At 66.2% G+C, this 22,803-nt stretch carries 21 protein-coding genes; 7 read left to right on the forward strand and 14 right to left on the reverse strand.

Translation table 11 applies throughout. From position 1 onward, the window contains the following. Window positions 1–3 precede the first annotated feature (3 nt). The 4 genes from lnt to RTI28_RS11635 are packed head-to-tail and all read right to left on the reverse strand — an operon-like array spanning window position 4 to window position 3,860. Window positions 4–1,521 carry an apolipoprotein N-acyltransferase gene (gene lnt / locus RTI28_RS11620; RefSeq protein WP_316920582.1) on the reverse strand — a complete coding sequence of 506 codons (1,518 nt, stop codon included), beginning with the start codon at window positions 1,519–1,521 and terminating at the stop codon, window positions 4–6. 8 nt (window positions 1,522–1,529) lie between these two features. Further along, a complete protein-coding gene (locus RTI28_RS11625; protein ID WP_042123748.1) occupies window positions 1,530–2,369 on the reverse strand; it encodes an HlyC/CorC family transporter in 840 nt (279 codons plus the stop codon). 5 nt (window positions 2,370–2,374) lie between these two features. After that, window positions 2,375–2,869, reverse strand: coding sequence for an rRNA maturation RNase YbeY (gene ybeY / locus RTI28_RS11630; protein ID WP_316920583.1), 495 nt, complete (start codon window positions 2,867–2,869; stop codon window positions 2,375–2,377). After that, window positions 2,862–3,860 carry a PhoH family protein gene (locus RTI28_RS11635; RefSeq protein ID WP_042123752.1) on the reverse strand — a complete coding sequence of 333 codons (999 nt, stop codon included), beginning with the start codon at window positions 3,858–3,860 and terminating at the stop codon, window positions 2,862–2,864. Before RTI28_RS11635 ends, ybeY begins: the two co-directional genes overlap by 8 nt. A gap of 206 nt (window positions 3,861–4,066) precedes the next feature. On the opposite strand from RTI28_RS11635, the gene RTI28_RS11640 reads away from it, so the two are divergent. Beyond that, window positions 4,067–4,393, forward strand: coding sequence for a DUF1820 family protein (locus tag RTI28_RS11640; RefSeq protein WP_042123754.1), 327 nt, complete (start codon window positions 4,067–4,069; stop codon window positions 4,391–4,393). Between the two features lie 6 nt (window positions 4,394–4,399). Here RTI28_RS11640 and RTI28_RS11645 read toward each other — a convergent pair whose 3' ends face one another. The 4 genes from RTI28_RS11645 to RTI28_RS11660 all read right to left on the reverse strand — a co-directional run bounded on the left by RTI28_RS11645 (window position 4,400) and on the right by RTI28_RS11660 (window position 7,971). Next, the gene (locus RTI28_RS11645) at window positions 4,400–4,954 is read right to left on the reverse strand and encodes a tetratricopeptide repeat protein (protein WP_316920584.1); all 555 of its coding nucleotides are present in this window, start codon (window positions 4,952–4,954) and stop codon (window positions 4,400–4,402) included. 267 nt (window positions 4,955–5,221) lie between these two features. After that, entirely contained in the window at window positions 5,222–6,505 is a 1,284-nt protein-coding gene (hemL, locus tag RTI28_RS11650) for a glutamate-1-semialdehyde 2,1-aminomutase (RefSeq protein ID WP_316920585.1), read from the reverse strand. 16 nt (window positions 6,506–6,521) lie between these two features. After that, a complete protein-coding gene (gene thiE / locus RTI28_RS11655; protein WP_316920586.1) occupies window positions 6,522–7,148 on the reverse strand; it encodes a thiamine phosphate synthase in 627 nt (208 codons plus the stop codon). Window positions 7,149–7,173: 25 nt separating this feature from the next. Next, window positions 7,174–7,971, reverse strand: coding sequence for a hydroxymethylpyrimidine/phosphomethylpyrimidine kinase (locus RTI28_RS11660; RefSeq protein ID WP_042123765.1), 798 nt, complete (start codon window positions 7,969–7,971; stop codon window positions 7,174–7,176). 260 nt (window positions 7,972–8,231) lie between these two features. Between RTI28_RS11660 and RTI28_RS11665 the strand changes: the two genes are divergently transcribed. From RTI28_RS11665 to RTI28_RS11680, 4 genes are all read left to right on the forward strand, one after another. Continuing rightward, window positions 8,232–10,205 (forward strand): sensor histidine kinase, encoded by a 1,974-nt coding sequence (locus RTI28_RS11665; RefSeq protein WP_316920587.1) that lies wholly within the window; start codon window positions 8,232–8,234, stop codon window positions 10,203–10,205. Between the two features lie 81 nt (window positions 10,206–10,286). Beyond that, window positions 10,287–11,939 carry an acyl-CoA dehydrogenase family protein gene (locus RTI28_RS11670; RefSeq protein ID WP_316920588.1) on the forward strand — a complete coding sequence of 551 codons (1,653 nt, stop codon included), beginning with the start codon at window positions 10,287–10,289 and terminating at the stop codon, window positions 11,937–11,939. Window positions 11,940–12,005: 66 nt separating this feature from the next. Further along, entirely contained in the window at window positions 12,006–13,478 is a 1,473-nt protein-coding gene (gene amn, locus RTI28_RS11675; protein WP_316920589.1) for an AMP nucleosidase, read from the forward strand. A gap of 6 nt (window positions 13,479–13,484) precedes the next feature. Beyond that, entirely contained in the window at window positions 13,485–14,114 is a 630-nt protein-coding gene (locus RTI28_RS11680) for a pseudouridine synthase (RefSeq protein WP_316920590.1), read from the forward strand. Window positions 14,115–14,117: 3 nt separating this feature from the next. Here RTI28_RS11680 and RTI28_RS11685 read toward each other — a convergent pair whose 3' ends face one another. Beyond that, window positions 14,118–14,324 (reverse strand): DUF2788 domain-containing protein, encoded by a 207-nt coding sequence (locus RTI28_RS11685; RefSeq protein ID WP_316920591.1) that lies wholly within the window; start codon window positions 14,322–14,324, stop codon window positions 14,118–14,120. A 39-nt stretch (window positions 14,325–14,363) separates the two neighbouring features. Further along, window positions 14,364–14,840 (reverse strand): Lrp/AsnC family transcriptional regulator, encoded by a 477-nt coding sequence (locus tag RTI28_RS11690; protein WP_009394930.1) that lies wholly within the window; start codon window positions 14,838–14,840, stop codon window positions 14,364–14,366. Window positions 14,841–15,239: 399 nt separating this feature from the next. Here RTI28_RS11690 and RTI28_RS11695 point away from each other — a divergent pair, with 399 nt between their 5' ends. Beyond that, window positions 15,240–16,058 carry a DUF6515 family protein gene (locus RTI28_RS11695; RefSeq protein WP_316920592.1) on the forward strand — a complete coding sequence of 273 codons (819 nt, stop codon included), beginning with the start codon at window positions 15,240–15,242 and terminating at the stop codon, window positions 16,056–16,058. A 123-nt stretch (window positions 16,059–16,181) separates the two neighbouring features. Here RTI28_RS11695 and RTI28_RS11700 read toward each other — a convergent pair whose 3' ends face one another. Both RTI28_RS11700 and RTI28_RS11705 read right to left on the reverse strand, forming a co-directional pair. Beyond that, window positions 16,182–17,081 (reverse strand): cation diffusion facilitator family transporter, encoded by a 900-nt coding sequence (locus RTI28_RS11700; protein ID WP_316920593.1) that lies wholly within the window; start codon window positions 17,079–17,081, stop codon window positions 16,182–16,184. A gap of 1 nt (window position 17,082) precedes the next feature. Further along, window positions 17,083–17,502, reverse strand: a complete 420-nt coding sequence (locus tag RTI28_RS11705) for a polyribonucleotide nucleotidyltransferase (protein ID WP_316920594.1) — start codon at window positions 17,500–17,502, stop codon at window positions 17,083–17,085. A 119-nt stretch (window positions 17,503–17,621) separates the two neighbouring features. On the opposite strand from RTI28_RS11705, the gene hrpB reads away from it, so the two are divergent. Then, window positions 17,622–20,141: an ATP-dependent helicase HrpB gene (gene hrpB / locus RTI28_RS11710; RefSeq protein WP_316920595.1), complete on the forward strand. Its 2,520-nt coding sequence runs from the start codon at window positions 17,622–17,624 to the stop codon at window positions 20,139–20,141. Between the two features lie 6 nt (window positions 20,142–20,147). Here the strand turns inward: hrpB and RTI28_RS11715 are convergent, their stop codons facing one another. Both RTI28_RS11715 and RTI28_RS11720 read right to left on the reverse strand, forming a co-directional pair. Continuing rightward, entirely contained in the window at window positions 20,148–21,500 is a 1,353-nt protein-coding gene (locus tag RTI28_RS11715; RefSeq protein WP_316920596.1) for an APC family permease, read from the reverse strand. A gap of 208 nt (window positions 21,501–21,708) precedes the next feature. Next, on the reverse strand, window positions 21,709–22,794 hold the full coding sequence (locus RTI28_RS11720; RefSeq protein ID WP_316920597.1) for an endonuclease/exonuclease/phosphatase family protein: 1,086 nt from the start codon (window positions 22,792–22,794) through the stop codon (window positions 21,709–21,711). Between the last annotated feature and the right edge of the window lie 9 nt (window positions 22,795–22,803).

A 22,803-nucleotide genomic window follows, 5' to 3' on the forward strand; every position in this document is an offset into this window, starting at 1 on the left:
GACCTACACCGTTCTGGCGATGCGGCTGGCCAGCAATGCCCAGCCCAGCAGGACCACGCAGAGAAGGGTGAGAGGCCAGGAGCGCCATTGCAGATACGGCGTGAGCTGCTGCATCGGCACCACTTCGCCGTACAGGATGGCGCGTTCGAACTGCGGGATCTGCGCGGTGATGCGACCGAACGGGTCGATCAGCCCGGTCACGCCGTTGTTGGTCGCGCGAATCATCCAGCGCCCAGCCTCCAGCGCACGCATCTGCGCCATCTGCAGGTGCTGCAGGGGGCCGATGGACTTGCCGAACCAGGTGTCGTTGCTGATGGTCAGGAGGATGTCGCTGCGCGCCGCGAGGCTCGCGGCCAGTTCCGGATAGACCACTTCGTAGCAGATGAACGGCGCCAGCTGGTAGCCCTTGGCCTGGAGCAGCGCCTGGTCGGCGGGGCCGCGGGCGAAGTCGGACATCGGCAGGTCGAAGAATTCGATCAGGCCGCGCAGCAGGTCCTGCAGGGGAACGTATTCGCCGAACGGCACCAGCTTCTGTTTCAGGTAGGTGCCGTCGCCCTCGCCGATCGCGGTGACGCCGTTGAAGTAGCGGCGCTGCCCGTGTTCGAACTGGCGCACCGGAACACCAGTGATCAATGCCGCATGCCGGTCCGCGGCGAATCCGCTCATCATGTCCAGGTAGCCCTGGACCGTGTCCTTGAACACCGGCACCGCGGTTTCCGGCCAGACGACCAGGTCCACCGGTTTGCTGGTGAAGGTCATGTCGCGGTACAGCTCCAGCTGCCGGCGCAGTTCGCTCGGCTCCCACTTCAAGCTCTGCTCGATGTTGCCCTGGATCGCCGCGACCCGCAGCGGATCGCCGGACGGGGTGGTCCAGGCATGGTCCTTGAGCGCCAGGCCGACGACCCAGGGGCCGATCAGCAGGGCAACGCCGATGGCGAGGAAGGATTTGCGCTGGCGCAGGCGGTGCAGGTTGCACAGCAGCGCGGCGGTCAGGGCCAGGGTGAAGGAGATCAGCCACATGCCGCCCAGCGGTGCGAGCCCGGCCAGGGGGCCGTCGAGCTGGCTGTAGCCGGCATAGAGCCAGGGGAAACCGGTCAGGAACCAGCCACGGAAGGCTTCCTGGGCCAGCCACAGCGCGGCGAAACCGAGGGCGTCGGCCAGGGGCGCTTCGTTGCGGCGCAGCCAGCGCGCCCAGAGCCAGGCCGGCAGGGCGAAGAACCAGGCGATGGCGGCGAAGAACGCCAGCATCAGCGCGCCGGCCAGCAGCGCCGAAGCGCCGCCGTAGTCGTGGATGCTGACGTAGATCCACCAGGTGCCGGCGGCGAACAGGCCGAAGCCGTAGCACCAGCCGCGACCCAGGGCCTGGCGCGGGCTCAGCTCGCGCAGGCCGAGGTAGAACAGGCCCAGCGCCACCAGGGCCAGGGGCCAGATGTCGAACGGGGCCAGGGTCAGGGTGGTCAGGGCGCCGGCCGCCACGGCCAGCAGGTTACCGGGCCAGCCGGGGCGGGTGATCCAGCGCATGGTTGTCCTTAACGGGTGACGGGAGTCAGGCGCAGCAAATGTATCCGCCGGCTATCGGCGTTGAGGATACGGAAGCGGTAAGGCCCGATTTCGGTGGTTTCGTTGCGTTTGGGCAGATGGCCGAAAGCGCTCATGACCAGGCCGCCGACGGTGTCGAACTCGTCGTCGGAGAACTCGCTGTCGAAGAACTCGTTGAAGTTCTCGATCGGCGTCAGCGCCTTGATCAGGAAGTCACCGCTGGGCAGCGGCTTGATGTAGCTGTCTTCCTCGACGTCATGCTCGTCCTCGATGTCGCCGACGATCTGCTCCAGCACGTCCTCGATGGTCACCAGGCCCGCCACGCCGCCGTATTCGTCGATGACGATGGCCATGTGGTTGTGGTTGGCGCGGAACTCGCGCAGCAGCACGTTGAGGCGCTTGGACTCCGGCACGAAGGTGGCCGGGCGCAGCAGGTCCTTGATGTTGAAGCTGTCGCCGTTCTCCTTGAGGATCAGCGGCAGCAGGTCCTTGGCGAGCAGGACGCCGAGGACATCGTCGTGGCTTTCGCCGACCACCGGGTAGCGCGAGTGCGCGGCTTCGATGATCGCCGGGAGGAATTCGCGGGGCGACTGCGAGGCCTTGATGCTGATCATCTGCGAGCGCGGCACCATGATGTCGCGGACCTGCAGGTCGGCGACCTGGATGGCGCCTTCGACGATGGTCAGGGCTTCGCTGTCGAGCAGCTTGTTCTGGTGCGCTTCGCGCAGCAGCTCGAGGAGCTCCTGGCGGTTTTTCGGCTCATGGGCAAAAGCCTGGGTCAGCTTGCCCAGCCATGACTTTTGCCCGTTGCTCGATCGATCTTCGCTCATGGCGGTTACTCGTGATCCTTGCAGATATCGGTTTGAGGTGTGTCGTCTTCGTCGTCGGCGTATGGGTCCGGATGACCCAGTTCGGCAAGCAACGTTCGTTCCAGTGCTTCCATTTCCTCGGCCTCATCGTCTTCGATGTGGTCGTAGCCCAGCAGGTGCAGGCAGCCGTGGATGACCAGGTGCGCCCAGTGGGCTTCGAGGGACTTGCCTTGCTCGGCGGCTTCGCGCTCGACCACCGCGACGCAGATGACCAGGTCACCCAGCAGCGGGATGTCGAGCATGTCGTCGGGCACGTCGGCGGGGAAGGACAGCACGTTGGTGGCGTAGTCCTTGTGCCGGTAGGTGTGGTTCAGTTCGCGGCCTTCGGCTTCGTCCACCAGGCGGATGGTCATTTCCGAGTCGGCCGTGCGCTGGCGCAAGGCGAGCTCGCACCAGCGGCGGAACAGGGCTTCATCGGGCGCGGTCGCTTCGGTCGCGACTTGCAGGTCCAGTTCAAGCATCGCGTCGGGTGCCTTCGGCCTTGGCCTGCTCGCCATCGAAGCGCTCGTAGGCTTCGACGATGCGTTGCACCAGCGGATGGCGCACCACGTCCTTGGGCTGGAAGTGGGTGAAGCTGATGCCCGGGACGTCCTTGAGCACCTGGATGACATGAGCCAGGCCCGATTTTGTGCCCTTCGGCAGGTCGACCTGGGTGATGTCGCCGGTGATCACGGCGGTGGAGCCGAAACCGATGCGGGTGAGGAACATCTTCATCTGCTCGACGGTGGTGTTCTGGCTTTCGTCGAGGATGATGAAGCTGTTGTTCAGGGTGCGGCCACGCATGTAGGCCAGCGGCGCGATCTCGATCACCTGGCGTTCGATCAGCTTGGCCACATGTTCGAAGCCGAGCATCTCGTACAGGGCGTCGTAGAGCGGGCGCAGGTACGGGTCGATCTTCTGCGCGAGGTCGCCGGGCAGGAAGCCGAGCTTTTCGCCCGCCTCGACCGCCGGGCGCACCAGCAGGATGCGGCGCACCTGTTCGCGCTCCAGCGCGTCCACCGCGCAGGCCACCGCCAGGTAGGTCTTGCCGGTACCGGCGGGGCCGATGCCGAAGTTGATGTCGTTGCCGAGGATTTCCTTGACGTAGCGCTGCTGGTTGAGGCCGCGCGGACGAATGGCGCCCTTGCGCGTGCGCAGCGATACGCTGACTTCGTTGTGTGCCGGGTTTTCCAGCGCTTCGACCGAGGATTCCTGGAGGTACAGGTGAACGGTTTCCGGCGACAGCTCGGTGGCCTTGGTCTCGCGATAGAGACGGCGCAGCAGTTGCTCGGCGGTGGAGGTGACCCGCGGTTCGCCGATCAGCTCGAACTGGTTGCCGCGATTGCGGATTTCGATGGCCAGGCGTTGTTCGATCAGGCGCAGATGCTCGTCGAACTGACCGCACAGGTTGGCGAAGCGGTGAGCCTCGAAGGGCTCGAGAATGAAACGATGGGGTTCGATAGGTGCGTTCAAGGTTGTTTTAAGCCGCCCTTGGGCAAGAAATATGAAGTCAAGGATAACGCCGACTGCGGAGCCGCGAAAGCGCTGAAACGATCAATGGATTATTGCAGCGGAAGTTGACGAAACGGTTATCTTGCCTCGACCGGCATCGTGCCGTTGGTCGATGGCCCTTGTGGTATTATTCGCGCCCTTTTTGCCAGCCATTCTGCCTGCCGACCATGTCCAAGCGCGAAGCCCCCATCTACAAAGTGATCTTCCTCAACCAGGGCCAGGTGTTCGAAATGTACGCCAAGCAGATCTACCAGAGCGATCTGTGGGGCTTCCTGGAAATCGAGGAATTCGTCTTCGGCGAGCGCACCCAGGTGGTGGTCGATCCCAGCGAGGAGAAACTGAAGGCGCAGTTCGAAGGGGTGACCCGCAGCTTCGTGCCGATGCACTCGATCGTGCGTATCGACGAGGTGGAGCGTCTGGGTACGCCGAAGATCAGCGATGCCAAGGGTGTCGGCAATGTCATGCCGTTCCCCATGCCGATGCCGGAAAGATAAGACGCTTCAGGGAAGCGGTGAGAAGGGCGTGCGACCGTCGACGGTCTGCAGCTCCAGCAGGTACTTGCGGAAGATCTGCCCCAGCACCTGGGTGGCGGTTTCCAGCTCATCGCGCTGCATCTGCGCCGACACCTGGTCGGCCAGGTCCAGCGCATCCTCGGCGCCGTTGACGGCGGCCATCTTCAGCACGATATAGGCCTGGATATTGTTCGCCGGCACGCCTTCGCCGCGATAGAACATGGTGCCCAGCTTGAACTGCGCATCGGCGTGGCCCTGCAGCGACGCCTGCTCGAAATAGCTCAGCGCCTGGTTGAGGTCGCGCGGGGCGTTCTTGCCTTCGTAATAGAAGTCGCCCAGTTCGTACTGGGCCTGGGCGTCGCCGGATTGCGCGGCCTGCTTGCAGCGGCTCACGGCGTCGGCGAGTTCTTCGGGGGACGTGTTGAGGGTGCAGCGGCCCGTGGTGGGGATCAGCAACGAGTTACCCCCGCCCGCCGCGATGGCCAGCAGGGGCTGAAGTAGCAACAGGCAGCCCAGGGCGAGGGCGCGGCCGGCGCGGTTCATGGTGATCGACTTACCTCTGCAAAGCTGCGGCCAATGTGTGTCTGGTGGCACATTATGGGTTAAGCAGCGCCAACCTTACAAAGTCTTTACCAGATTTTCTGCCAATGCGACGCAATTGTTGCGCAGGATTGAGGGGGATTCCTACGAAAGCAGGGGCCGCTTTGCGACCCTTCGCAAGCAAGCTCGCTCCCACAACAGATGCACAGGCCTTCTGTGGGAGCGAGCTTGCTCGCGAAGGGCTGCAAAGCGGCCCCTGTCTGGTTCGGCTTACTTCAGCTGGGCAAACGCGCGTTCGGCGGCGTCCAGGGTGATCTTCAGCTCGGTTTCGCCGTGAGCGATCGAGGTGAAGCCGGCTTCGAAGGCGCTCGGCGCCAGGTACACGCCGCCTTCCAGCATCAGGTGGAAGAAGCGCTTGAAGCGCTCGACATCGCTGCCCATCACATCGTCGAAGGTGACGATGTCGTCGGCGCCGGTGAAGTAAAGGCCGAACATCGCACCGGCCTGGGTGGTGACGAACGGTACGCCAGCGGCATCGGCGCGCTGCTGCAGGCCGTCGAGCAGGCGGCTGGTGAAGGCGCTCAGTTCATCGTGGAAGCCCGGACGGCTGATCAGCTTCAGGGTGGTCAGGCCGGCGGCCATGGCCAGCGGGTTGCCGGACAGCGTGCCGGCCTGGTAGACCGGACCCAGCGGGGCGATCTGCTCCATGATGTGCCGCTTGCCGCCGAAGCAGCCCACCGGCATGCCGCCGCCGACGATCTTGCCGAAGGTCGACAGGTCCGGGGTGACGCCGTAGTGGGCCTGGGCACCACCGAGGGCAACGCGGAAGCCGGTCATCACTTCGTCGAAGATCAGCACCACGCCGTGCTGGTCGCACAGGCTGCGCAGGCCTTCGAGGAAGCCCGGTGCCGGTGGCACGCAGTTCATGTTGCCGGCCACCGGCTCGACGATGATGCAGGCGACCTGCTGGCCGACCTTGGCCAGCGATTCGGCGACCGCGTCGATATCGTTGAACGGCAGGGTCAGGGTGTGCTTGGCGAAGTCGGCGGGAACGCCGGCGGAGCTCGGTACGCCCTGGGTCAGCAGGCCGGAGCCGGCTTTCACCAGCAGGCTGTCGGAGTGGCCGTGGTAGCAGCCTTCGAACTTGATGATGCTGTCGCGACCGGTGTAGCCGCGGGCCAGGCGGATGGCGCTCATGGTCGCCTCGGTGCCGGAGCTGACCATGCGGACCATCTCCATCGATGGCACCAGCGAGCAGACCAGGTCGGCCATCTCGGTTTCCATCGCGGTCGGCGCACCGTAGGACAGGCCGTGGACCAGTTGCTTGCGCACCGCTTCCAGCACGTCCGGGTGGCCGTGGCCGAGAATCATCGGGCCCCAGGAGCCGACGTAGTCGACATAGCGCTTGTCGTCTTCGTCGGTGACGTAGGCACCTTCGGCATGCTTGAAGAACAGCGGGGTGCCGCCGACGCTGCGGAACGCACGCACCGGCGAGTTGACGCCGCCGGGGATGTGCTTCTGTGCGTTGGCGAACAGGCTTTCGGAACGGGACATGATGGTCTCTCTCGAATCAGATACTGGAAAAGAGGGCGTTGAAGGCGCGCGCGCGACGGCTGACTTCCTGGGCGCTGTCGGCACCGAACAGGCCGTGGATCACCGCCAGCAGGTCGGCGCCGTGCTCGACCAGCGGTGCGGCATTGTCCAGGGTGATGCCGCCGATGACCGCCACCGGCAGCTTGATCCGCGCCTTGGCCTGGCGGATCAGCTCGATGTCGGCGGCGGGCGCGCCGGGTTTGGTCTGCGAGTTGAAGAAGCGACCGAAGGCGACGTAGCTGGCACCTTCGCTGGCGGCCTGTTCGGCCAGCTCCAGTTGTGCGTGGCAGGTGGAGCCGATGATCGCGTCCTTGCCGAGCAGGGTACGCGCCGGGGTCAGCGGGCCGTCGGTCTGGCCCAGGTGCACACCGACGCCGAGGCGCGCGGCCAGTTCGGCGTCGTCGTTGATGATCAGCTGGGTCTTGTAGCGCTCGCACAGGTGCAGCAAGGCTTCGGCTTCACGCAGGCGCTGGGCCTGGTTGTCGCTCTTGTCGCGGTATTGCAGCAGGGTCACGCCGCCGTCGAGGGCCGCTTCGACATAAGGAAGAAACCGCCCGGCCAGCAACTGGCTGTCGGTGATGGCATACAAACCGCGTAGCTTCATTACAGGCCTCACAGCGATCAATGTTTCAGGAGCAGAAATCCAGGGGCAGGCGGCGCGGCACGAACTGGCCCTTGCCCAGTTGTTCGGCGTCGCGCAGGGTCCGCCAGGTGTAGTCGAGGGCCGAACGCACCGCGCTGTGCAGTTGCTCGCCGAGGGCCAGGCGGCCGGCCAGGGCGCTGGCCAGGGTGCAGCCGGAACCGTGGTAGCTGCCCGGCAGGCGCTGGCAGGTCCAGGTGTGACGCTGGCCGTCGCGGCTGTACAGGCGGTTGTGGATTTCGGTTTCGTCGCCGTGGCCGCCGGTGATCAGCAGGTGCTCGACGTACGGCAGGAGTTTTTCCGCGCATTCGTCGGCGCTGCCCTGCGGCAGTTCGGCGAGGATGCGCGCTTCCGGCAGGTTCGGCGTGGCGATGGTCGCCAGCGGCAGTAGGCGTTCGCGCATGGCGTAGCCGACTTCGTCCTTGCCCAGGCGCCCGCCACCGCCGGCCCGCAGCACCGGATCGCAGACCAGGGGCAGGTGCGGATGGGCGCTGAGCAGCTCGACGACGGTATCGACCATCTCCAGCGAGCCGAGCATGCCGAGCTTGACGGCGGCGACCTGCGAGTCGGCGAGGACGATGTTGGCCTGGGCCAGCACCCACTCGCGGTCGAGCACGCGGAAGTCTTGCACATTGACGGTATCCTGCACGGTCAGGGCGGTCACGGCCGGAGCGGCGTGGCAGCCTTGGGCGATCAGGGCTTCGATATCTGCCTGCAGGCCGGCGCCGCCACTAGGGTCGTGGCCGGAGAGACAGAGGACAACGGGGCGGGAGCTGTAGGTATTCATAGGTGCGCGAGCTTACCACCAATCGCTTTTGCCGGGTCTGCCGTTGCAAGGCGGTTTTCTGAACGACCGGTCAGAAAATTTCTTGAAAATCGCTGTAATGGCCGAGATAGAGCCTCTGCTGCGGATTTTTGCCTGGCTGTCGATCATCCGAAAAGGCTATGCTAGCGTGCTTTGAAAATGACATCAGGCACTGACGGATTTCGTCGTCTCAAGGGACTGGAGGCACCACGACGCGACCGCTCGGGCCACGCTGGGGCTGTATGCGCTATTTGCTGATCGTTCTGCTGGGCTGGCTGCCCTTGCTGGCCGGAGCCGTCGACTTCGACGACTCGACCCGAAACCTGCCACTGGGCCGCGTCATGCAGGTGTTCGAAGACCCTGATGGCAGCGCCTCCATCGCCCAGGTCAGTGCGCCGGACTTCGCTCGTCACTTCACTGCGCATCAGGCCGATGTGCTCAATGCCGGCTATTCGAGCTCGGTGTTCTGGCTCAAGGTCGACCTGCACTACCTGGCCATGCCCGAGGCCGCGCCGCGCACCTGGTTGCTCGAACTCGCCTATCCGCCGCTGGATCATCTGGAGCTCTATCTGCCGGACGCCAGCGGCAGTTATCGACTGGTCCAGCGCACCGGCGATGCCTTGCCCTATGCCAGCCGACAGATCGAGCAGAGCAACTACCTGTTCGAGCTGCCGATGCGTCCGGACCAGGCGCTGACCGTCTATCTGCGCCTGCACAGCGCAGGCTCAGTCCAGGCCCCGCTGAGCCTGTGGTCGACCCAGGCCTACCTGGAGGCGTTGCCGGCGAAGATCTATGTGCTCGGGCTGATCTACGGCGTGCTCCTGGGCATGCTGGTGTACAACCTGTTCATCTATGTCAGCGTGCGTGACACCAGCTACCTCTGGTACATCCTCTATATCGCCTCGTTCGGGCTCTACCAGCTGTCGGTGAATGGCGCCGCGGTGGCGTACTTCTGGCCGAACAGCCCGTGGTGGGCGAACGCCGCGACGCCCCTGTTCATCGGCGCCGCGGGGTTGTTCGGTTGTCAGTTCGCGCGCAGTTTCCTGGGCATGGCCCGGCTCAGCCGCGCCTTCGATCGGCTGCTGCTGATGCTGGTGGCCAGTTCGGCGCTGGTGATGGTGATGGCGCTGGCGTCCGACTATGGCCTGGCCTTGCGCCTGGCCACCGCGCTGGCGCTGGCCTTCACCCTGTGCATCTTCGCCGCCGGGCTGTTCGCCTGGTGGCGCGGGGTGCGCGTGGCGCGCTATTTCATCATCGCCTGGAGCACTTTCCTCCTCGGTGGGCTGATCAATACCCTGATGGTCCTCGGCTATCTGCCCAACGTGTTCCTGACCATGTACGCCAGCCAGATCGGTGCGGCCCTGGAGGTCGGCCTGCTGTCCCTGGCCCTGGCCGACCGCATCAATGCCATGCGCGAGGAGCGCGCGCGGGTGCTGCGCGAGGCCGGGCAGAAGCTCGAACAACTGAACCGCCAGTTGGCCCACAGCAACCAGCTCAAGGACCAGTTCCTCGCCACCGTGACCCACGAGCTGCGCACGCCGATGAACGGCGTGATCGGCTCGCTCGAGCTGATGCAGGGCTTGCCCATGGGCACGGAACTGGGGCAGTACCAGCACACCGCCAGCATCGCCGCGCAGAACATGATGCGCATGGTCGACGACATCCTCATCCTCAGCGAGCTGCAGGCCGGGCGCGTGGTCGCGCGGGTGGAATCGCTCAGCCTGCGCGGGCTGGTCCAGGAGCTGCGCACGCGCTTCCTCTCGCCGGCCATGGACAAGGACCTGCTGCTGCACCTGGACGTCGCCGACGACCTGCCGGATCGCCTGCTCGGCGACCGTCACAGGCTGGCGCAGTGCCTCGGTTACCTGCTGGACAATGGCATCAAGTTCACCCACCGCGGCGGGGTCAGCCTGCAGGTCCGCGGCCAGGTCAGCCAGCACCTGCTGGCGCTGACTTTCACCGTGCGCGACAGCGGCATCGGCTTCGTCGAGCTGGACGAAGCGCTGCTGTACCAGCGTTTCTTCCAGGTCGACGGTTCCATGAGCCGTGAATACGGCGGCCTGGGCATCGGCCTGGCAATCTGCCGCAAGCTCGCCGATCTGCTCGGCGCACGGCTGCAGCACAGTTCGGTGCCGGGGCAGGGCAGCCGTTTCGAATTGCATATCGCGCTGCCCGTCGCGGCCGCGCTGGACGGGGGATATATCGCGCCGCGTTAGGCATTTTTGTCACTTTGTGTCCGGGGGCGGGCGTGATTCACTGGATTTTTCAGACACGTCCTATCGATCAGGAGCCCTCGGATGAACCTGCATCAGTACGCTGAAACCCACCAGGTGACCAACCAGCCGCCCGCCCTGGACGGCGCCAACCTCTACCGCCTCGACCTGCCGCTGCAGGAATGGGGGCGCCGCTACGGGGCCGGTTGGGCGCAGGCGCGGATCGATGCGTACGGCGCCCTGGCCGGTGGGCCGCTGATGGAGGCGGGCTTCCTCGCCAATCAGAACAAGCCGCAGTTCGTCAGCCATGACCGCTACGGTCACCGCGTCGATCTGGTGGAGTTCCACCCGGCGTATCACCAGCTGATGCGCACGGCCATCGAGCACGGCCTGCCGTCGTTGCCCTGGCGCGAACCGCGGGACGGCGCCCATGTCGCCCGTGCCTGCATGACCTACCTGCACAGCCAGGCCGAAGCCGGCAGCGGCTGTCCGCTGACCATGACCTTCGCCGCGGTGCCGGCGCTGAAAATGCAAGCGGAGCTGGCCAGGTACTGGCTGCCCAAGGTCCTCGCCACCGAGTACGACCCGCGCAATGTCGGCGACCGGCACAAGGCCGGCGTCACCCTCGGCATGGCCATGACCGAGAAACAGGGCGGTACCGATGTGCGCGCCAATACCACGCGGGCCTATCCGGTGGGCGCCTCGGGTCCGGGCCAGGTCTATGAGCTGGTGGGCCACAAGTGGTTCTGCTCGGCGCCGATGTGCGACGCCTTCCTGACCCTGGCGCAGACCGACAAGGGCCTGAGCTGTTTCCTGCTACCGCGCCACCGTCCGGACGACCAGCGCAACCAGTTCTACATCCAGCGCCTGAAGAACAAGCTGGGCAACTGGTCCAACGCCTCCAGCGAGGTGGAACTGCGCGGCGCCCTGGCGTGGATGATCGGCGAGGAAGGTCGCGGCGTGCCGACCATCATCGAGATGGTGGCGATGACCCGCTTCGACTGCATGGTCGGCTCCAGCGCGCTGATGCGCCAGGCCCTGACCCAGGCAGCGCACCACTGCGCCCATCGCCAGGTCGGCGGACGGCTGCTGGCCGAGCAGCCGTTGATGCAGAACGTCCTCGCCGACCTGGCCCTGGAGAGCGAAGCGGCGCTGGCCCTGAGCCTGCGCATGGGCCAGGCCCTGGACCATCTCGACGATCCGCGCCAGGCGCATTTCTCGCGGCTGGTGACGGCGGTGGGCAAGTACTGGATCTGCAAGCGTGCCCCGGCCATGATCAACGAGGCCGCCGAATGCATGGGCGGCGCCGGCTATGTCGAGGACAGCATCCTGCCGCGCCTCTACCGCGAGGCGCCGGTGAATTCCACCTGGGAAGGCTCCGGCAATGTGCAGTGCCTGGATGTCCTGCGCGCGCTGTCCAAGGAACCGGGCGTGCTCGACAGCCTGTTCGCCGAGCTGGGTGACGGCCACGGCGACCGCCGCCTGGCCGCGCATATCGCCAGCCTCAAGGCCGCCTTCGCCGACACCTGCGACATCCAGTACCGCGCCCGGCAACTGACCGAGGACATCGCCGTCGGCCTGCAGGCCAAGCTGTTGCTCGAGGCCGGCAATGCCACGGTCAGCGATGCCTTCATCGGCAGTCGCCTGGGCGAGGGCGGGCGGGTCTACGGCACGCTGCCGCGGGGCGTCGATGTCGCTGCGCTGGTGCAACGGGCAACACCGGCCTGGCCGCTCTGAACGGGCGTGCCTTTAGCAGCGGATGTAGGCAAGATGGAAGCCTGCATGTCAGACAGGAAGTAACCAGTGAGCCGTTTTGATGAAGCCTTCGTTGTCGTAGAAACCGCCGAGCAGGCCGTCGATCGTCTGGCGACTCTGCACGAAACCGCGACCGCCGCCTTGAGCCAGGCGCTCAAGCGCTACCTGAAGGACCGCACCGAGCCGGACGCCGACGAGCGTTCGCTGTTCCGCTATCCCGAGCTGCGCCTGACCTACCACTGCCATGGCGAAGTGCCCGCAACCACCCGGGCCTACGCCAAGGTGCAGCTGCCGGGTACCTACAGCGTCACCGTGACCCATCCGGCGGCGTTCCGCGGTTACCTGCTGGATCAGTTGCGGCCGCTGATGAACGACTTCACCGTGCGCGTCGAAGTCGGTGTCAGCGATCAGAACATTCCTTATCCCTATGTGGTCGAGCAGGGCGATGAACTGGCCGGTTCCGGCATCACCGCCGCGGCGCTGGCGCGGGTCTTCCCCAGCACCGACCTGTCCGCCGCCACCGATGGCATCGCCGACGGCCTGTACGACTGGGGCAATGCCGAGACCCTGCCGCTGGCGCTGTTCGACGCCGCGCGGGTGGACTTCTCGCTGCGCCGCCTGGTGCACTACACCGGCAGCGACTGGCGCCATGTGCAGCCGTGGATCCTGCTGACCAACTACCACCGCTACGTCGACCAGTTCATCAGCCACGGCCTGGAGCAACTGCGCGACGACCCGCGTTTCGTGCGCATGGTCCTGCCGGGCAACGTCATCATCGAGAAGGCGATGGACAACGGCGAGGCGCAGGCGCTGGTCGCCGGCGTGGTCTGGCACCGCTACCAGATGCCGGCCTATCACCTGATCGCCGCCGATGGCGACGGCATCACCCTGGTCAACATCGGCGTCGGCCCGTCCAACGCCAAGAACATCACCGACCACCTGGCGGTGCTGCGTCCGCACTGCTGGCTGATGATCGGCCACTGCGGCGGCCTGCGGCAGTCGCAGACCATCGGCGACTACGTGCTGGCCCACGCCTACATGCGCCGCGACGGCATTCTCGATCGCGTGGTACCGCCGAACATCCCGATCCCGGCCCTGGCCGAGGTGCAGCTGGCGCTGCAGGAAGCCGCGGCGCAGGTCACCGGCGAGCGTGGCGACGAGCTGAAGAAGCGCCTGCGCACCGGTACCGTGCTGACCTACGACGACCGCAACTGGGAGCTGCGCTGGGCCCAGGAGCGACCGCTGATCAACCTGTCGCGGGCCGTGGCGGTGGACATGGAAAGCGGCACCATCGCCGCCCAGGGTTATCGACTGCGGGTGCCCTACGGCACGCTGCTGTGTGTCTCGGACAAGCCGCTGCACAGCGAGATCAAGCTGCCGGGCGCGGCCAATGCGTTCTACAACCGCGCGGTCAGCCAGCACCTGAAGATCGGCATCGCCGCCCTCGACCTGCTGCGCACCGAACTGAACTCGCTGCACTCGCGTAAACTGCGCAGTTTCGACGAGCCGCCGTTCCGCTGAGGTTTCATGCCGTTACCCCCACGCTCCACGCCGCGCCGCCCCGCGGCGAAAACCGCCGGTCCGCGACGCCAGCCCAAGGCGCCGCCGGCCGAGCCGCGGTTGATCCTGTTCAACAAGCCCTTCGACGTGCTGACCCAGTTCAGCGACGGCGAGGGGCGGGCGACGCTCAAGGACTTCATCGCGGTGCCCGGGGTCTATCCCGCCGGACGTCTCGACCGCGACAGCGAAGGCCTGCTGCTGCTGACCAACGACGGCCAGTTGCAGGCGCGCATCGCCGACCCGAAGCACAAGCTGCCGAAGACCTACTGGGTGCAGGTGGAAGGTGAGCCGAGCGCCGAGCAGATCCAGCGCCTGCGCGACGGCGTCGAACTCAACGACGGCCCGACCCTGCCGGCCCAGGCCCGCCTGCTCGACGAGCCCGAACTGTGGCCGCGCAATCCGCCGGTACGCTTTCGCAAGAGCGTGCCGACCCATTGGCTGGAACTGATCATCAAGGAAGGGCGCAACCGCCAGGTGCGACGAATGACCGCGGCGGTGGGGCTGCCGACCCTGCGTCTGGTGCGGGTGAGGATCGGCGACTGGACACTCGACGGGCTCGAGCCGGGGCATTGGAAAGACGTTCCGGCGAAGCGCTGAGCCCTACTTGTTCATCTCGATATAGGTGATCACCACGCTCTTGACGATGAACGCGAAGATCCCCAGGCCGAGCACGAAGAACAGGATGAAGGTGCCGAATTTACCGGCCCTGGACTTCTTCGCCAGGTCGTAGACGATGAAGCCCATGAAGGCAATCAGGACGGAGACCAGGACGGTCATCATCCACTCTTCGAACAGCACAGGATCCATCGTTTCTCTCCGGCGGCGTGAGGGCGCCGGATTATACGCCTATCGCAGGTGAGTCAGGGGTAGCTCGGTGCTGGCCAACACTTGATTCAGGACAAAACTCGAGCGAACGCTGGTCACCCCTTCGATGCGGGTCAGGTGGCCGAGCAGCAGTTTCTGGTAATGGTCCATGTCCGGCACCACCACCTTGAGTTGGTAGTCGGCATCCATCCCGGTGACCAGGCTGCATTCGAGTACCTGCGGCAGGTTGCGGATCGCCGCCTCGAAGGTCTCGAAGCGCTCGGGGGTGTGCCGGTCCATGCCGATCAGCACGTAGGCGGTCAGGCTCAGGCCGAGCTTCTTGCGGTCGAGCAGGGCCACCTGGCGGGAGATGAAGCCGTCGTCTTCCAGCTGCTTGACCCGCCGCGAGCAGGGCGACGGCGACAGCCCGATGCGCTCGGCCAGTTCCTGGTTGGAGATGCGCGCATCGCGCTGCAATTCGGCGAGGATGCTCAGGTCATAGCGGTCCAGCTTGCTCATGGATCAGGCCTTTTCTGTATGAATTGCTGACAATTATTAATAATTGGAGAAATATTGCGCAAGTAGTGTTTTCTTCCGCAATCTTCGCAATCCGCTGCCGCCACGGTTTCCCTATCATTGTTTCCAGAATCACTGCCCGGACACATGTCCACGGCGACCGACCCAAGCAGGACGGTCGCGGCCAGCAATCCCACAGGGTTGTGCTTGGCCCCCGGGCTGCACGCGGTCCACAAGACAGGCGTGAGGTGAGCCGGCGTCACAAGCGTCGAGCCAGGACAAGTTTCTCGAAGGGCGACCCCATGGGGTCGCCCTTTTTTCTGTCCAAGATTTCACCTGCTGGCGCCAATCCTGCCTGCTAGAGTGGCGCACAGAATATTCCTACGTTGATAGAGGAACAGCATGAAAGTGCGTATCTGGCCCCTGGCAGCCATCGGTCTGCTGTGCCTGAGCCTGAACGTCCATGCCGAAGGCGAGTACGACCATCGTGGCGAGCATCAGGGGCGCGGTGAAGGCGAGCAGCGGTCTTCCGGTTCGCCCTTGCAGTCCAAACCGGGCGAAGTGTGGCAGACCCAGCAACCGCGCCAGGGTTATTACCAGGACATCCCGCGGCGCAACGACGGTAACCCGCACTGGCAGACCGGCCCGCGCGGCGAGCAGCCGAACTGGGCGGGCCGCCCGAGCGGTCACGGCAATGGCTGGGGGCCGGGGCCGCAGTATCGGCCGGGGCATGCCATCGATCGGTTCCCGGATCGCTATTGGAAAGTGCCGTATCGCGGACAGGATTATTTCTACTCCGGTGGCTACTGGTATCGCCCGCATGGCTCGGGGTACGTGGTGGTGACGCCGCCCTACGGTGTGCGGGTGAGCTACCTGCCGGACTATGCGCGGGAGATGTGGATCGGTGGTGCGCTGTTCTTCCTGGTGGCGGACACCTATTACCAGTACCAGCAGGACAGTCGGGAGTACGTGGTGGTCAATCCGCCGCAGGTGCAACAGCCGGTGCCGGTGCAGAGCGGTTATGACGTGATCGCCTACCCGATGCAGGGGCAGCCGCCGCAGCAGGTCGAGCAGGATCGCTACCAGTGTCATCGCTGGGCGGTGGAGCAGAGCGGCTTCGATCCGGCCTACGCCAACCAGGCGCCGCCGGCGCAGGTGGCGGATATCTATCGGCGGGCGCTGGGGGCGTGCATGGCGGGGCGGGGGTACAGCGTCAACTGATGTAACGGGCCTTGCACAATCCCGTCGTAGGAGCGTGGCTTGCCCGCGAAGGACCGCGCAGCGGTCCCGGATTGCGCTGAGGTCTGGGACCGCTGCGCGGTCCTTCGCGGGCAAGCCACGCTCCTACAAGGCGGGCCCGCACGTTGTGTCAGCATCAACCGGATCCGCATGCACCAGCACCTCGGCCCGCGGATACACCTTGCTGATCGCCGCCGCCGCCTCGTCGCACAAGGCATGGGCCTGGGTCAGCGGCAACGATCCCGGCAACTCCAGGTGCACCTGGACGAACCAGCGACTCCCCGATACCCGCGTGCGCAGGTCATGCGCTCCCGCCACCCCCGGCACCGCGCAGGCCAGGGCCAGCATCCGTTCGCTGACATCCGCAGGCAGCTCTTCATCCATCAGGGTGGCGAAGCTCTCCCGGGCGATGCTCAGCGCGCTCCAGAAGATATACAGGGCAATCCCCAGCCCGAAGAACGCATCCAGTTGCGGCCAGCCGAACGCTGCCAGCAGCAGCGCCACCAGGATGCTGCCGTTGAGCAGCAGGTCGGAGCGGTAGTGCAGCGAGTCGGCGCGCACCGCGGTGGAGCCGGTGATGCGGATCACCCGGCCCTGCACCATCAGCAGCGCCACGGTCAGCACCAGCGACAACAGCATCACCGCCACGCCAACTCCGGCATTGCCCAGCGGCTGCGGGTCCTGCAGGCGCTCGAAGGCCTGGAACCCGATCAGCAGCGCACTCACTGCGATGAACAAGGCCTGGGCCATCCCTGCCAACGCCTCGGCCTTGCCGTGTCCATAACGATGATCTTCATCCGCGGGGCGCAGCGCATAACGCACCGCCAGCAGGTTGAGCAGCGACGCCGCGCCATCCAGCAGCGAGTCGGTCAGGCCGGCCAGCAGGCTGACCGAGCCACTCAGCCACCAGGCGATCGCCTTGCTGACGATAAGGATGCAGGCCACCGCCAGCGAAGCGCCGGTGGCCAGGCGCAGCAGACGCGCGTGTTCGCGGGAGGTGGTCATGTCAGGCGGCAGGGACCAGGCCGTAGGCCGCCAGTTGCTCGACGCTGCCCTTGTGCTGGATCAGGCGCGGGTCGTTGAGCGGCAGGCGCTGGCCCAGCTCGCTTTCGAGGATGGCCTGCAGGCGAGTGTTGTCCACCTTGCCGTCGGCGCCGATGGCGTGCTGGAGCTTTTCCGGCGCGACCTGCGCGGTTGTCCCGCCCGGCAGGTAGATGGCACCGGTGGCGAAGTCGATGCCGAAGGCGATCAGCCCGGGAATTACGTAGAAGAGGATACCGACCGCGTCGAGGGCGACGATCACCGGGTCGATCTTGCCTTCGATCTGACCGCGACGGTCAGGGTAGAACAGGGTGCCGCAGGCCGTGAGCTGGGTCAGCAGACTCGCGATCAGGAGACCGCCAGTGACACGGGATGGAATACGCATTGAAAGTCTCCGCAGGGAAAGCCGCAACGATACCGGCAAAAGGCCGGCTTCAGGGCATAAGACCATGATAGGGCAGGCCGGGTTCGCCGTTATACTCGCCCGACTGTTTGAGGGCTACCATGATTTCCTTACCGATCGATGTCGTACTGCCGGCACTGCGCGAAGCCTTGGGCCAGCGTCACGAAGCCGTGCTCGAAGCGCCGCCCGGCGCCGGCAAGACCACCCGTGTGCCGCTGGCGCTGCTCGACGAACCCTGGCTGGCGGGACAGACGATCCTCATGCTCGAACCGCGCCGCCTGGCCGCCCGTGCCGCCGCCGAGCGCCTGGCCAGCGAGCTGGGCGAGAAGGTCGGCGAAACCGTGGGCTATCGCATCCGCCTGGACAGCAAGGTCGGTCCGAAAACCCGTTTCGAAGTGGTCACCGAAGGCATCCTCGCCCGCCGCCTGCAGGACGACCCGGCGCTGGACGGTGTCGGCCTGCTGATCTTCGACGAATTCCATGAACGCAGCCTCGACGCCGATCTCGCCCTGGCCCTGAGCCTGAACGGCCGCGAGCTGCTGCGCGACGAGCCGCCGCTGAAGATCCTGCTGATGTCCGCGACCCTCGAAGGCGAGCGCCTGTCCGCGCTGCTCGACGATGCCCCGGTGATCAGCAGCGAAGGGCGCATGTTCCCGGTGCAGATGCGCTGGGGCCGGCCGTTCCAGCCCGGCGAGTACATCGAGCCACGGGTCACCGACGCCGTGCTGCAGGCGCTGGACGAAGAGAGCGGCAGCCTGCTGGTGTTCCTTCCGGGCCAGGCGGAGATCCGTCGCGTGCACCAGTCGTTGCAGGATGCCCTGGGCGAGCGTGCCGACATCCTGCTCTGTCCGCTGCACGGCGAGCTGGACCTGTCCGCCCAGCGTGCCGCCATCGAGCCGGCGCCGGCGGGCACGCGCAAGGTGGTGCTGGCGACCAATATCGCCGAGACCAGCCTGACCATCGACGGCGTGCGCGTGGTGGTCGATGCCGGGCTGGCGCGGGTGCCGCGTTTCGACCCGGGCAGTGGCATGACCCGCCTCGACACCCAGCGCATCTCCCGCGCCAGCGCCACCCAGCGCGCCGGCCGTGCCGGGCGTCTGGAACCGGGGGTGTGCTACCGCCTGTGGTCGGAGGCCCAGCATGAACAGCTGGCCGCCTACGGCACCGCGGAAATCATCCAGGCCGATCTGGCCGGGCTGGCCTTGCAGCTCAATCGCTGGGGCGTCACCCCGGCGCAGTTGCGCTGGCTCGATGTGCCGCCGGCCGCGGCCTACGGCCAGGCGCAGGATCTGCTGCGGCGCCTCGGCGCGCTGAGCGGCGAGCGTCTCACCGCCCATGGCCAGGCAATGGCCGAGCTGCCGGCCCATCCACGCATCGCCCATCTGTTGCTGCGCGGCCAGGACCTCGGCCTGAGCGCCATGGCCTGCGACGTCGCCGCCTTGCTCGGCGAGCGCGACATTCTGCGTGGTGCCGGCGCCGACCTGCACAGCCGCCTGAGCCTGCTCAGCGGCGAGACCCGCGCCGCGCGCGGCAGCCAGGGTGGCGTGCAGCGAGCGAGACAACTGGCCCGGCAATACCGCGGCTTGCTGCGTGACAAACCCGGCGCGGCGGTGAGCGATCCACAGCACCCGCGCTGGCTCGGCGCGCTGCTGGCCCTGGCCTATCCGGACCGGGTCGCCCAGCAGCGTCGGGCCGGCGGTGCGGAATATCGCCTGGCCAATGGCCGCGCCGCGCAGTTCGGCGAGGTCGATGCGCTGATGAAGGAAGCGTGGCTGGTGGTCGCCGATCTTGGCAGCCGTCAGGGCCAGCGCGAGGAGCGCATCTACCTGGCGGCCGAACTCGATCCGACGCTGTTCGACGAGGTGCTGGCCGAGCAGGTCAGCGTGGTCGAGCAACTGGAGTGGGACGAGAAGGAAAACGTCCTGCGCGCCGAGCGCCAGCGCAAGGTCGGCGAACTGATCCTCGCGCGCGAGCCGCTGACCGGCCTCGACGACGAGGCCCGTGCCCGCGCCTTGCTCGACCTGGTCCGGCGCAAGGGCCTGGCGTTGTTGCCATGGACCCCGGAGCTGCGCCAGTGGCAGGCGCGGGTGGCCTTGCTGCGTCAGCTGGACCTGGCCAGTGGTGGCAGCAGCGAATGGCCGGATCTCGGCGACGATGCCCTGCTGGCGACCCTGGCGGACTGGCTGCAACCGTACCTGGGCAAGGTCACCCGGCTCAGTCATTTCGCCAATCTCGACCTCGCCTCGATCCTGCGCAACCTGCTGCCCTGGCCGCTGCCGCAGCGCCTCGACGAGTGGGCGCCGGTTCACCTCAGCGTGCCTTCGGGGTCGAACATCCGCATCGACTACAGCGAGCACCCGCCGGTGCTGGCGGTGCGCCTGCAGGAACTCTTCGGCCTCGCCGACACCCCGCGTATCGCCCAGGGTCGCCAGCAGGTCCTGCTGCACCTGCTGTCGCCGGCGCGGCGGCCGGTGCAGGTGACCCAGGATCTGGCGAACTTCTGGAAATCCACCTACAGCGAGGTGAAGAAGGATCTGAAGGGACGCTATCCGAAGCACTATTGGCCGGACGACCCGCTGGTAGCGGAAGCCACCGCGCGGGCCAAGCCGCGCGGGACTTGAGAGGGATCAGCCGGCTTCGGAGAAGTCGGCGACCTTGACGTTGCGCCGGAAGCCGCCGGTGAGGACCAGCAGGTACAGCACGCCGACGCCGAACCAGCTCAGGCCGATGCTCAGGGTCAGGCTGGACAGGCTGGTCCACAGCCACAGGGTCAGCCCCAGTCCTACCAGCGGCACCACACCGTGCAGCAGCACATTGCGCTCTTGCCCCTTGCCCGGCAGGTGAGTGCGCAGCACCGCCATGTTCACCGCCGAGAAGGCCACCAGCGCGCCGAAGCTGATCAGCGAGGCCAGGGTTCCCAGATCGATCACCAGGGCGATCAGCGACACCAGGGAGACCAGCAGGGTGGCGTTGATCGGCGTGCCGAAGCGCGGCGACAGGCTGCCGAAGACGCGCTGCGGCAGCAACTTGTCGCGGCCCATGCTGTAGATGATCCGCGATACCGCCGCCTGCGAGGCCAGGGCCGAGCCCAGGCTGCCGGCGACGAAGGTCGCGGTGAAGAAGTTGGCGAGGAACTGGCCGCCGATCTTCAGCATCACTTCGTTGGCGGCGGTGTCGGTGTTCTCGAAATGGCTGCCCGGGATCACCAGCTGGCTGAGGTAGGCCAGCAGGGTGAACAGCGCGCCGGCGGCCAGGGTGGTAAGCATGATCGCCCGCGGTACGTTGCGCCGTGCATCGCGGGTTTCCTCGGCCAGGGTCGAGACCGCGTCGAAGCCGAGGAACGACAGGCACAGCACCGCGGCCCCCGCCATCAGCGGATCGAAGCCTGGCTTGCTGCCATCGCCGAGCAGCGGCGACAGCCAGTCCACCGGGCCGTTGCTCAGCGAGTTGCAGGACAGCGCGACGAATACCCCGATGAAGACCACCTGGGCGCCGACGATCAGGTTGCTGGCCTTGGCCACCGAGCGGATGCCCATGACGTTGAGCAGGGTCACCAGGACGATGGAGCCGATGACGAAGACCCAGGTCGGCACGGCGGGGAAGGCGATGTTGAGGAACAGGCCGATCAGCAGGTAGTTGATCATCGGCAGGAACAGGTAATCCAGCAGCAGCGACCAGCCGGCGAGGAAGCCCACGTTCGAGCCGAAGGCGATATTGGTGTAGGAGTACGCCGAGCCAGCCACCGGATAGCGCTTGACCATGATGCCGTAGGACGCCGCGGTGAAGAGCATGGCCGCCAGGGTCACCAGGTAGGCGCCAGCGGTGCGGCCACCGGTGGTTTCGGTGACGATGCCGTAGGTGGTGAAGATGGTCAGCGGGACCATGTAGACCAGGCCGAAGAAGACCAGGGCCGGGAGGCCGAGCACGCGACGAAGCTGTTCGTCGCCACCGGCCGGAGTCGTGTGGTGGTTACTGCTCATGGATGTCCCTTTGTATTTTTTATAGGGTCGCACGCAATCGAATCGCGCATGGGTGAGGTGGCGATACCTGCCGGTCAATCCGTGTTTGCGGCCTAGGCTAGCAGCCGGGGGCGGGCGTGGTTAGCGAATTGATGTTGCATCGCTACAAGGTGGGATTGCCGGGTTGCATCGTTGCGGCCCGGCGCTTGCGCGGGGTTCTTGAGGGTCTTCAGGATTCCGGCGGCGTCGGCAGCAGCAGGCGTGCCGTTACCGGTAGGTGATCGGAGATCTCCAGGGTGTCCTGTTGCACCACCCGCGCGGCGACGCGCCTGAGCTTGGGGCTGTGGAACAGGTAGTCGAGGGTCCGGTCCGGAGCGTCCAGGCGCGGGTCATTGGGGAAATGGGTCAGCCACTGCTGGCGATCGGCACCGGTGGCTTCGGCGTTGGCCGGGATCATCGGGTACTTGTCCCACAGCCGGTGCAGCTCGCTGTCCGGCGCATAGAAGCGCCGCTGTTCGGGTTTGAGACGGTGGTACTGGCCGAGCGGCAGCTGGTTGAAGTCGCCGCCGGCGATCCACGGCGTGCCCTGGCGTTCGAAGCGGTCGAGCAGGGTCTCCAGCTCGCGCACCTGGCGCGGCTGCACATCGTTGCCCGGCACATGCCTGGCCAACTGCGTATTGAGCACCGCCAGCTGTCCGCCTTCGCGCAGCGGCAGGTAGCTGACCAGCACGGCCTGCTGCGGTTCGAGCAGACGGCTGAGGACGTTGTCGGACGCACGCGGCAACTGCACCCGCTGGGCCTGCTGGATCGGGTAGCGGCTGAGGGTGGCCAGGGTGCGGCCGACGCTGCCGGCGATATGCCGGTCGGGAACGAATTCGGCTTTCCAGTCCCAGGCCTGCACGGCGCAGGGGTAGAGGTCGGCGAGGCGTTCGCGGAGCAGGGCGAGTTGGTCCTGGTAGTCGCTGGCCTTGGCGCCCTGGTCCAGTTCCTGGAGCAGGACGATATCCGCCTGTTCGGCACGGATCACCCGCGCCACTTCGTCGAGGTTGAAGGCCAGGTCCTGCGCGGTGGGGCGGATGTCCTCGCCGGCGGCCTCGTCGTACCAGAACACGTAGCGCTTGCCGGCCAGGTACTGCAGGTTCCAGGTCATCACCTTCAACTGCTGGCCCGGCGCCAATGGCTTGGCCGGGCCCGTGCAGGCCACCGGCACCTCCTCCAGCGGCTCGGGCCGCCAGCCCGCCTGCCAGGCCAGCAGCCAGAGCAGGACGATGATCAGCAGGAGCAGCAGCAGGGCGTTGCGCAGTAGTCGGGTCATCGGGCTCGG

Source organism: Pseudomonas sp. zfem002 (assembly GCF_032621685.1).
In the GTDB taxonomy this organism is placed as follows: domain Bacteria; phylum Pseudomonadota; class Gammaproteobacteria; order Pseudomonadales; family Pseudomonadaceae; genus Aquipseudomonas; species Aquipseudomonas japonica.

What these genes read in the sequence shown, in the direction of transcription:
- RTI28_RS11645 (WP_316920584.1), bottom strand. Translation starts at nt 4,954, where the DNA reads ATGAACCGCGCCGGCCGCGCCCTCGCCCTGGGCTGCCTGTTGCTACTT.
- RTI28_RS11665 (WP_316920587.1), top strand. Translation starts at nt 8,232, where the DNA reads ATGCGCTATTTGCTGATCGTTCTGCTGGGCTGGCTGCCCTTGCTGGCC.
- RTI28_RS11720 (WP_316920597.1), bottom strand. Translation starts at nt 22,794, where the DNA reads ATGACCCGACTACTGCGCAACGCCCTGCTGCTGCTCCTGCTGATCATC.
- RTI28_RS11685 (WP_316920591.1), bottom strand. Translation starts at nt 14,324, where the DNA reads ATGGATCCTGTGCTGTTCGAAGAGTGGATGATGACCGTCCTGGTCTCC.
- RTI28_RS11625 (WP_042123748.1), bottom strand. Translation starts at nt 2,369, where the DNA reads ATGAGCGAAGATCGATCGAGCAACGGGCAAAAGTCATGGCTGGGCAAG.
- RTI28_RS11670 (WP_316920588.1), top strand. Translation starts at nt 10,287, where the DNA reads ATGAACCTGCATCAGTACGCTGAAACCCACCAGGTGACCAACCAGCCG.
- lnt (WP_316920582.1), bottom strand. Translation starts at nt 1,521, where the DNA reads ATGCGCTGGATCACCCGCCCCGGCTGGCCCGGTAACCTGCTGGCCGTG.
- RTI28_RS11695 (WP_316920592.1), top strand. Translation starts at nt 15,240, where the DNA reads ATGAAAGTGCGTATCTGGCCCCTGGCAGCCATCGGTCTGCTGTGCCTG.
- RTI28_RS11715 (WP_316920596.1), bottom strand. Translation starts at nt 21,500, where the DNA reads ATGAGCAGTAACCACCACACGACTCCGGCCGGTGGCGACGAACAGCTT.
- RTI28_RS11690 (WP_009394930.1), bottom strand. Translation starts at nt 14,840, where the DNA reads ATGAGCAAGCTGGACCGCTATGACCTGAGCATCCTCGCCGAATTGCAG.
- RTI28_RS11705 (WP_316920594.1), bottom strand. Translation starts at nt 17,502, where the DNA reads ATGCGTATTCCATCCCGTGTCACTGGCGGTCTCCTGATCGCGAGTCTG.
- RTI28_RS11660 (WP_042123765.1), bottom strand. Translation starts at nt 7,971, where the DNA reads ATGAATACCTACAGCTCCCGCCCCGTTGTCCTCTGTCTCTCCGGCCAC.
- ybeY (WP_316920583.1), bottom strand. Translation starts at nt 2,869, where the DNA reads ATGCTTGAACTGGACCTGCAAGTCGCGACCGAAGCGACCGCGCCCGAT.
- RTI28_RS11680 (WP_316920590.1), top strand. Translation starts at nt 13,485, where the DNA reads ATGCCGTTACCCCCACGCTCCACGCCGCGCCGCCCCGCGGCGAAAACC.
- hemL (WP_316920585.1), bottom strand. Translation starts at nt 6,505, where the DNA reads ATGTCCCGTTCCGAAAGCCTGTTCGCCAACGCACAGAAGCACATCCCC.
- hrpB (WP_316920595.1), top strand. Translation starts at nt 17,622, where the DNA reads ATGATTTCCTTACCGATCGATGTCGTACTGCCGGCACTGCGCGAAGCC.
- RTI28_RS11700 (WP_316920593.1), bottom strand. Translation starts at nt 17,081, where the DNA reads ATGACCACCTCCCGCGAACACGCGCGTCTGCTGCGCCTGGCCACCGGC.
- RTI28_RS11640 (WP_042123754.1), top strand. Translation starts at nt 4,067, where the DNA reads ATGTCCAAGCGCGAAGCCCCCATCTACAAAGTGATCTTCCTCAACCAG.
- thiE (WP_316920586.1), bottom strand. Translation starts at nt 7,148, where the DNA reads ATGAAGCTACGCGGTTTGTATGCCATCACCGACAGCCAGTTGCTGGCC.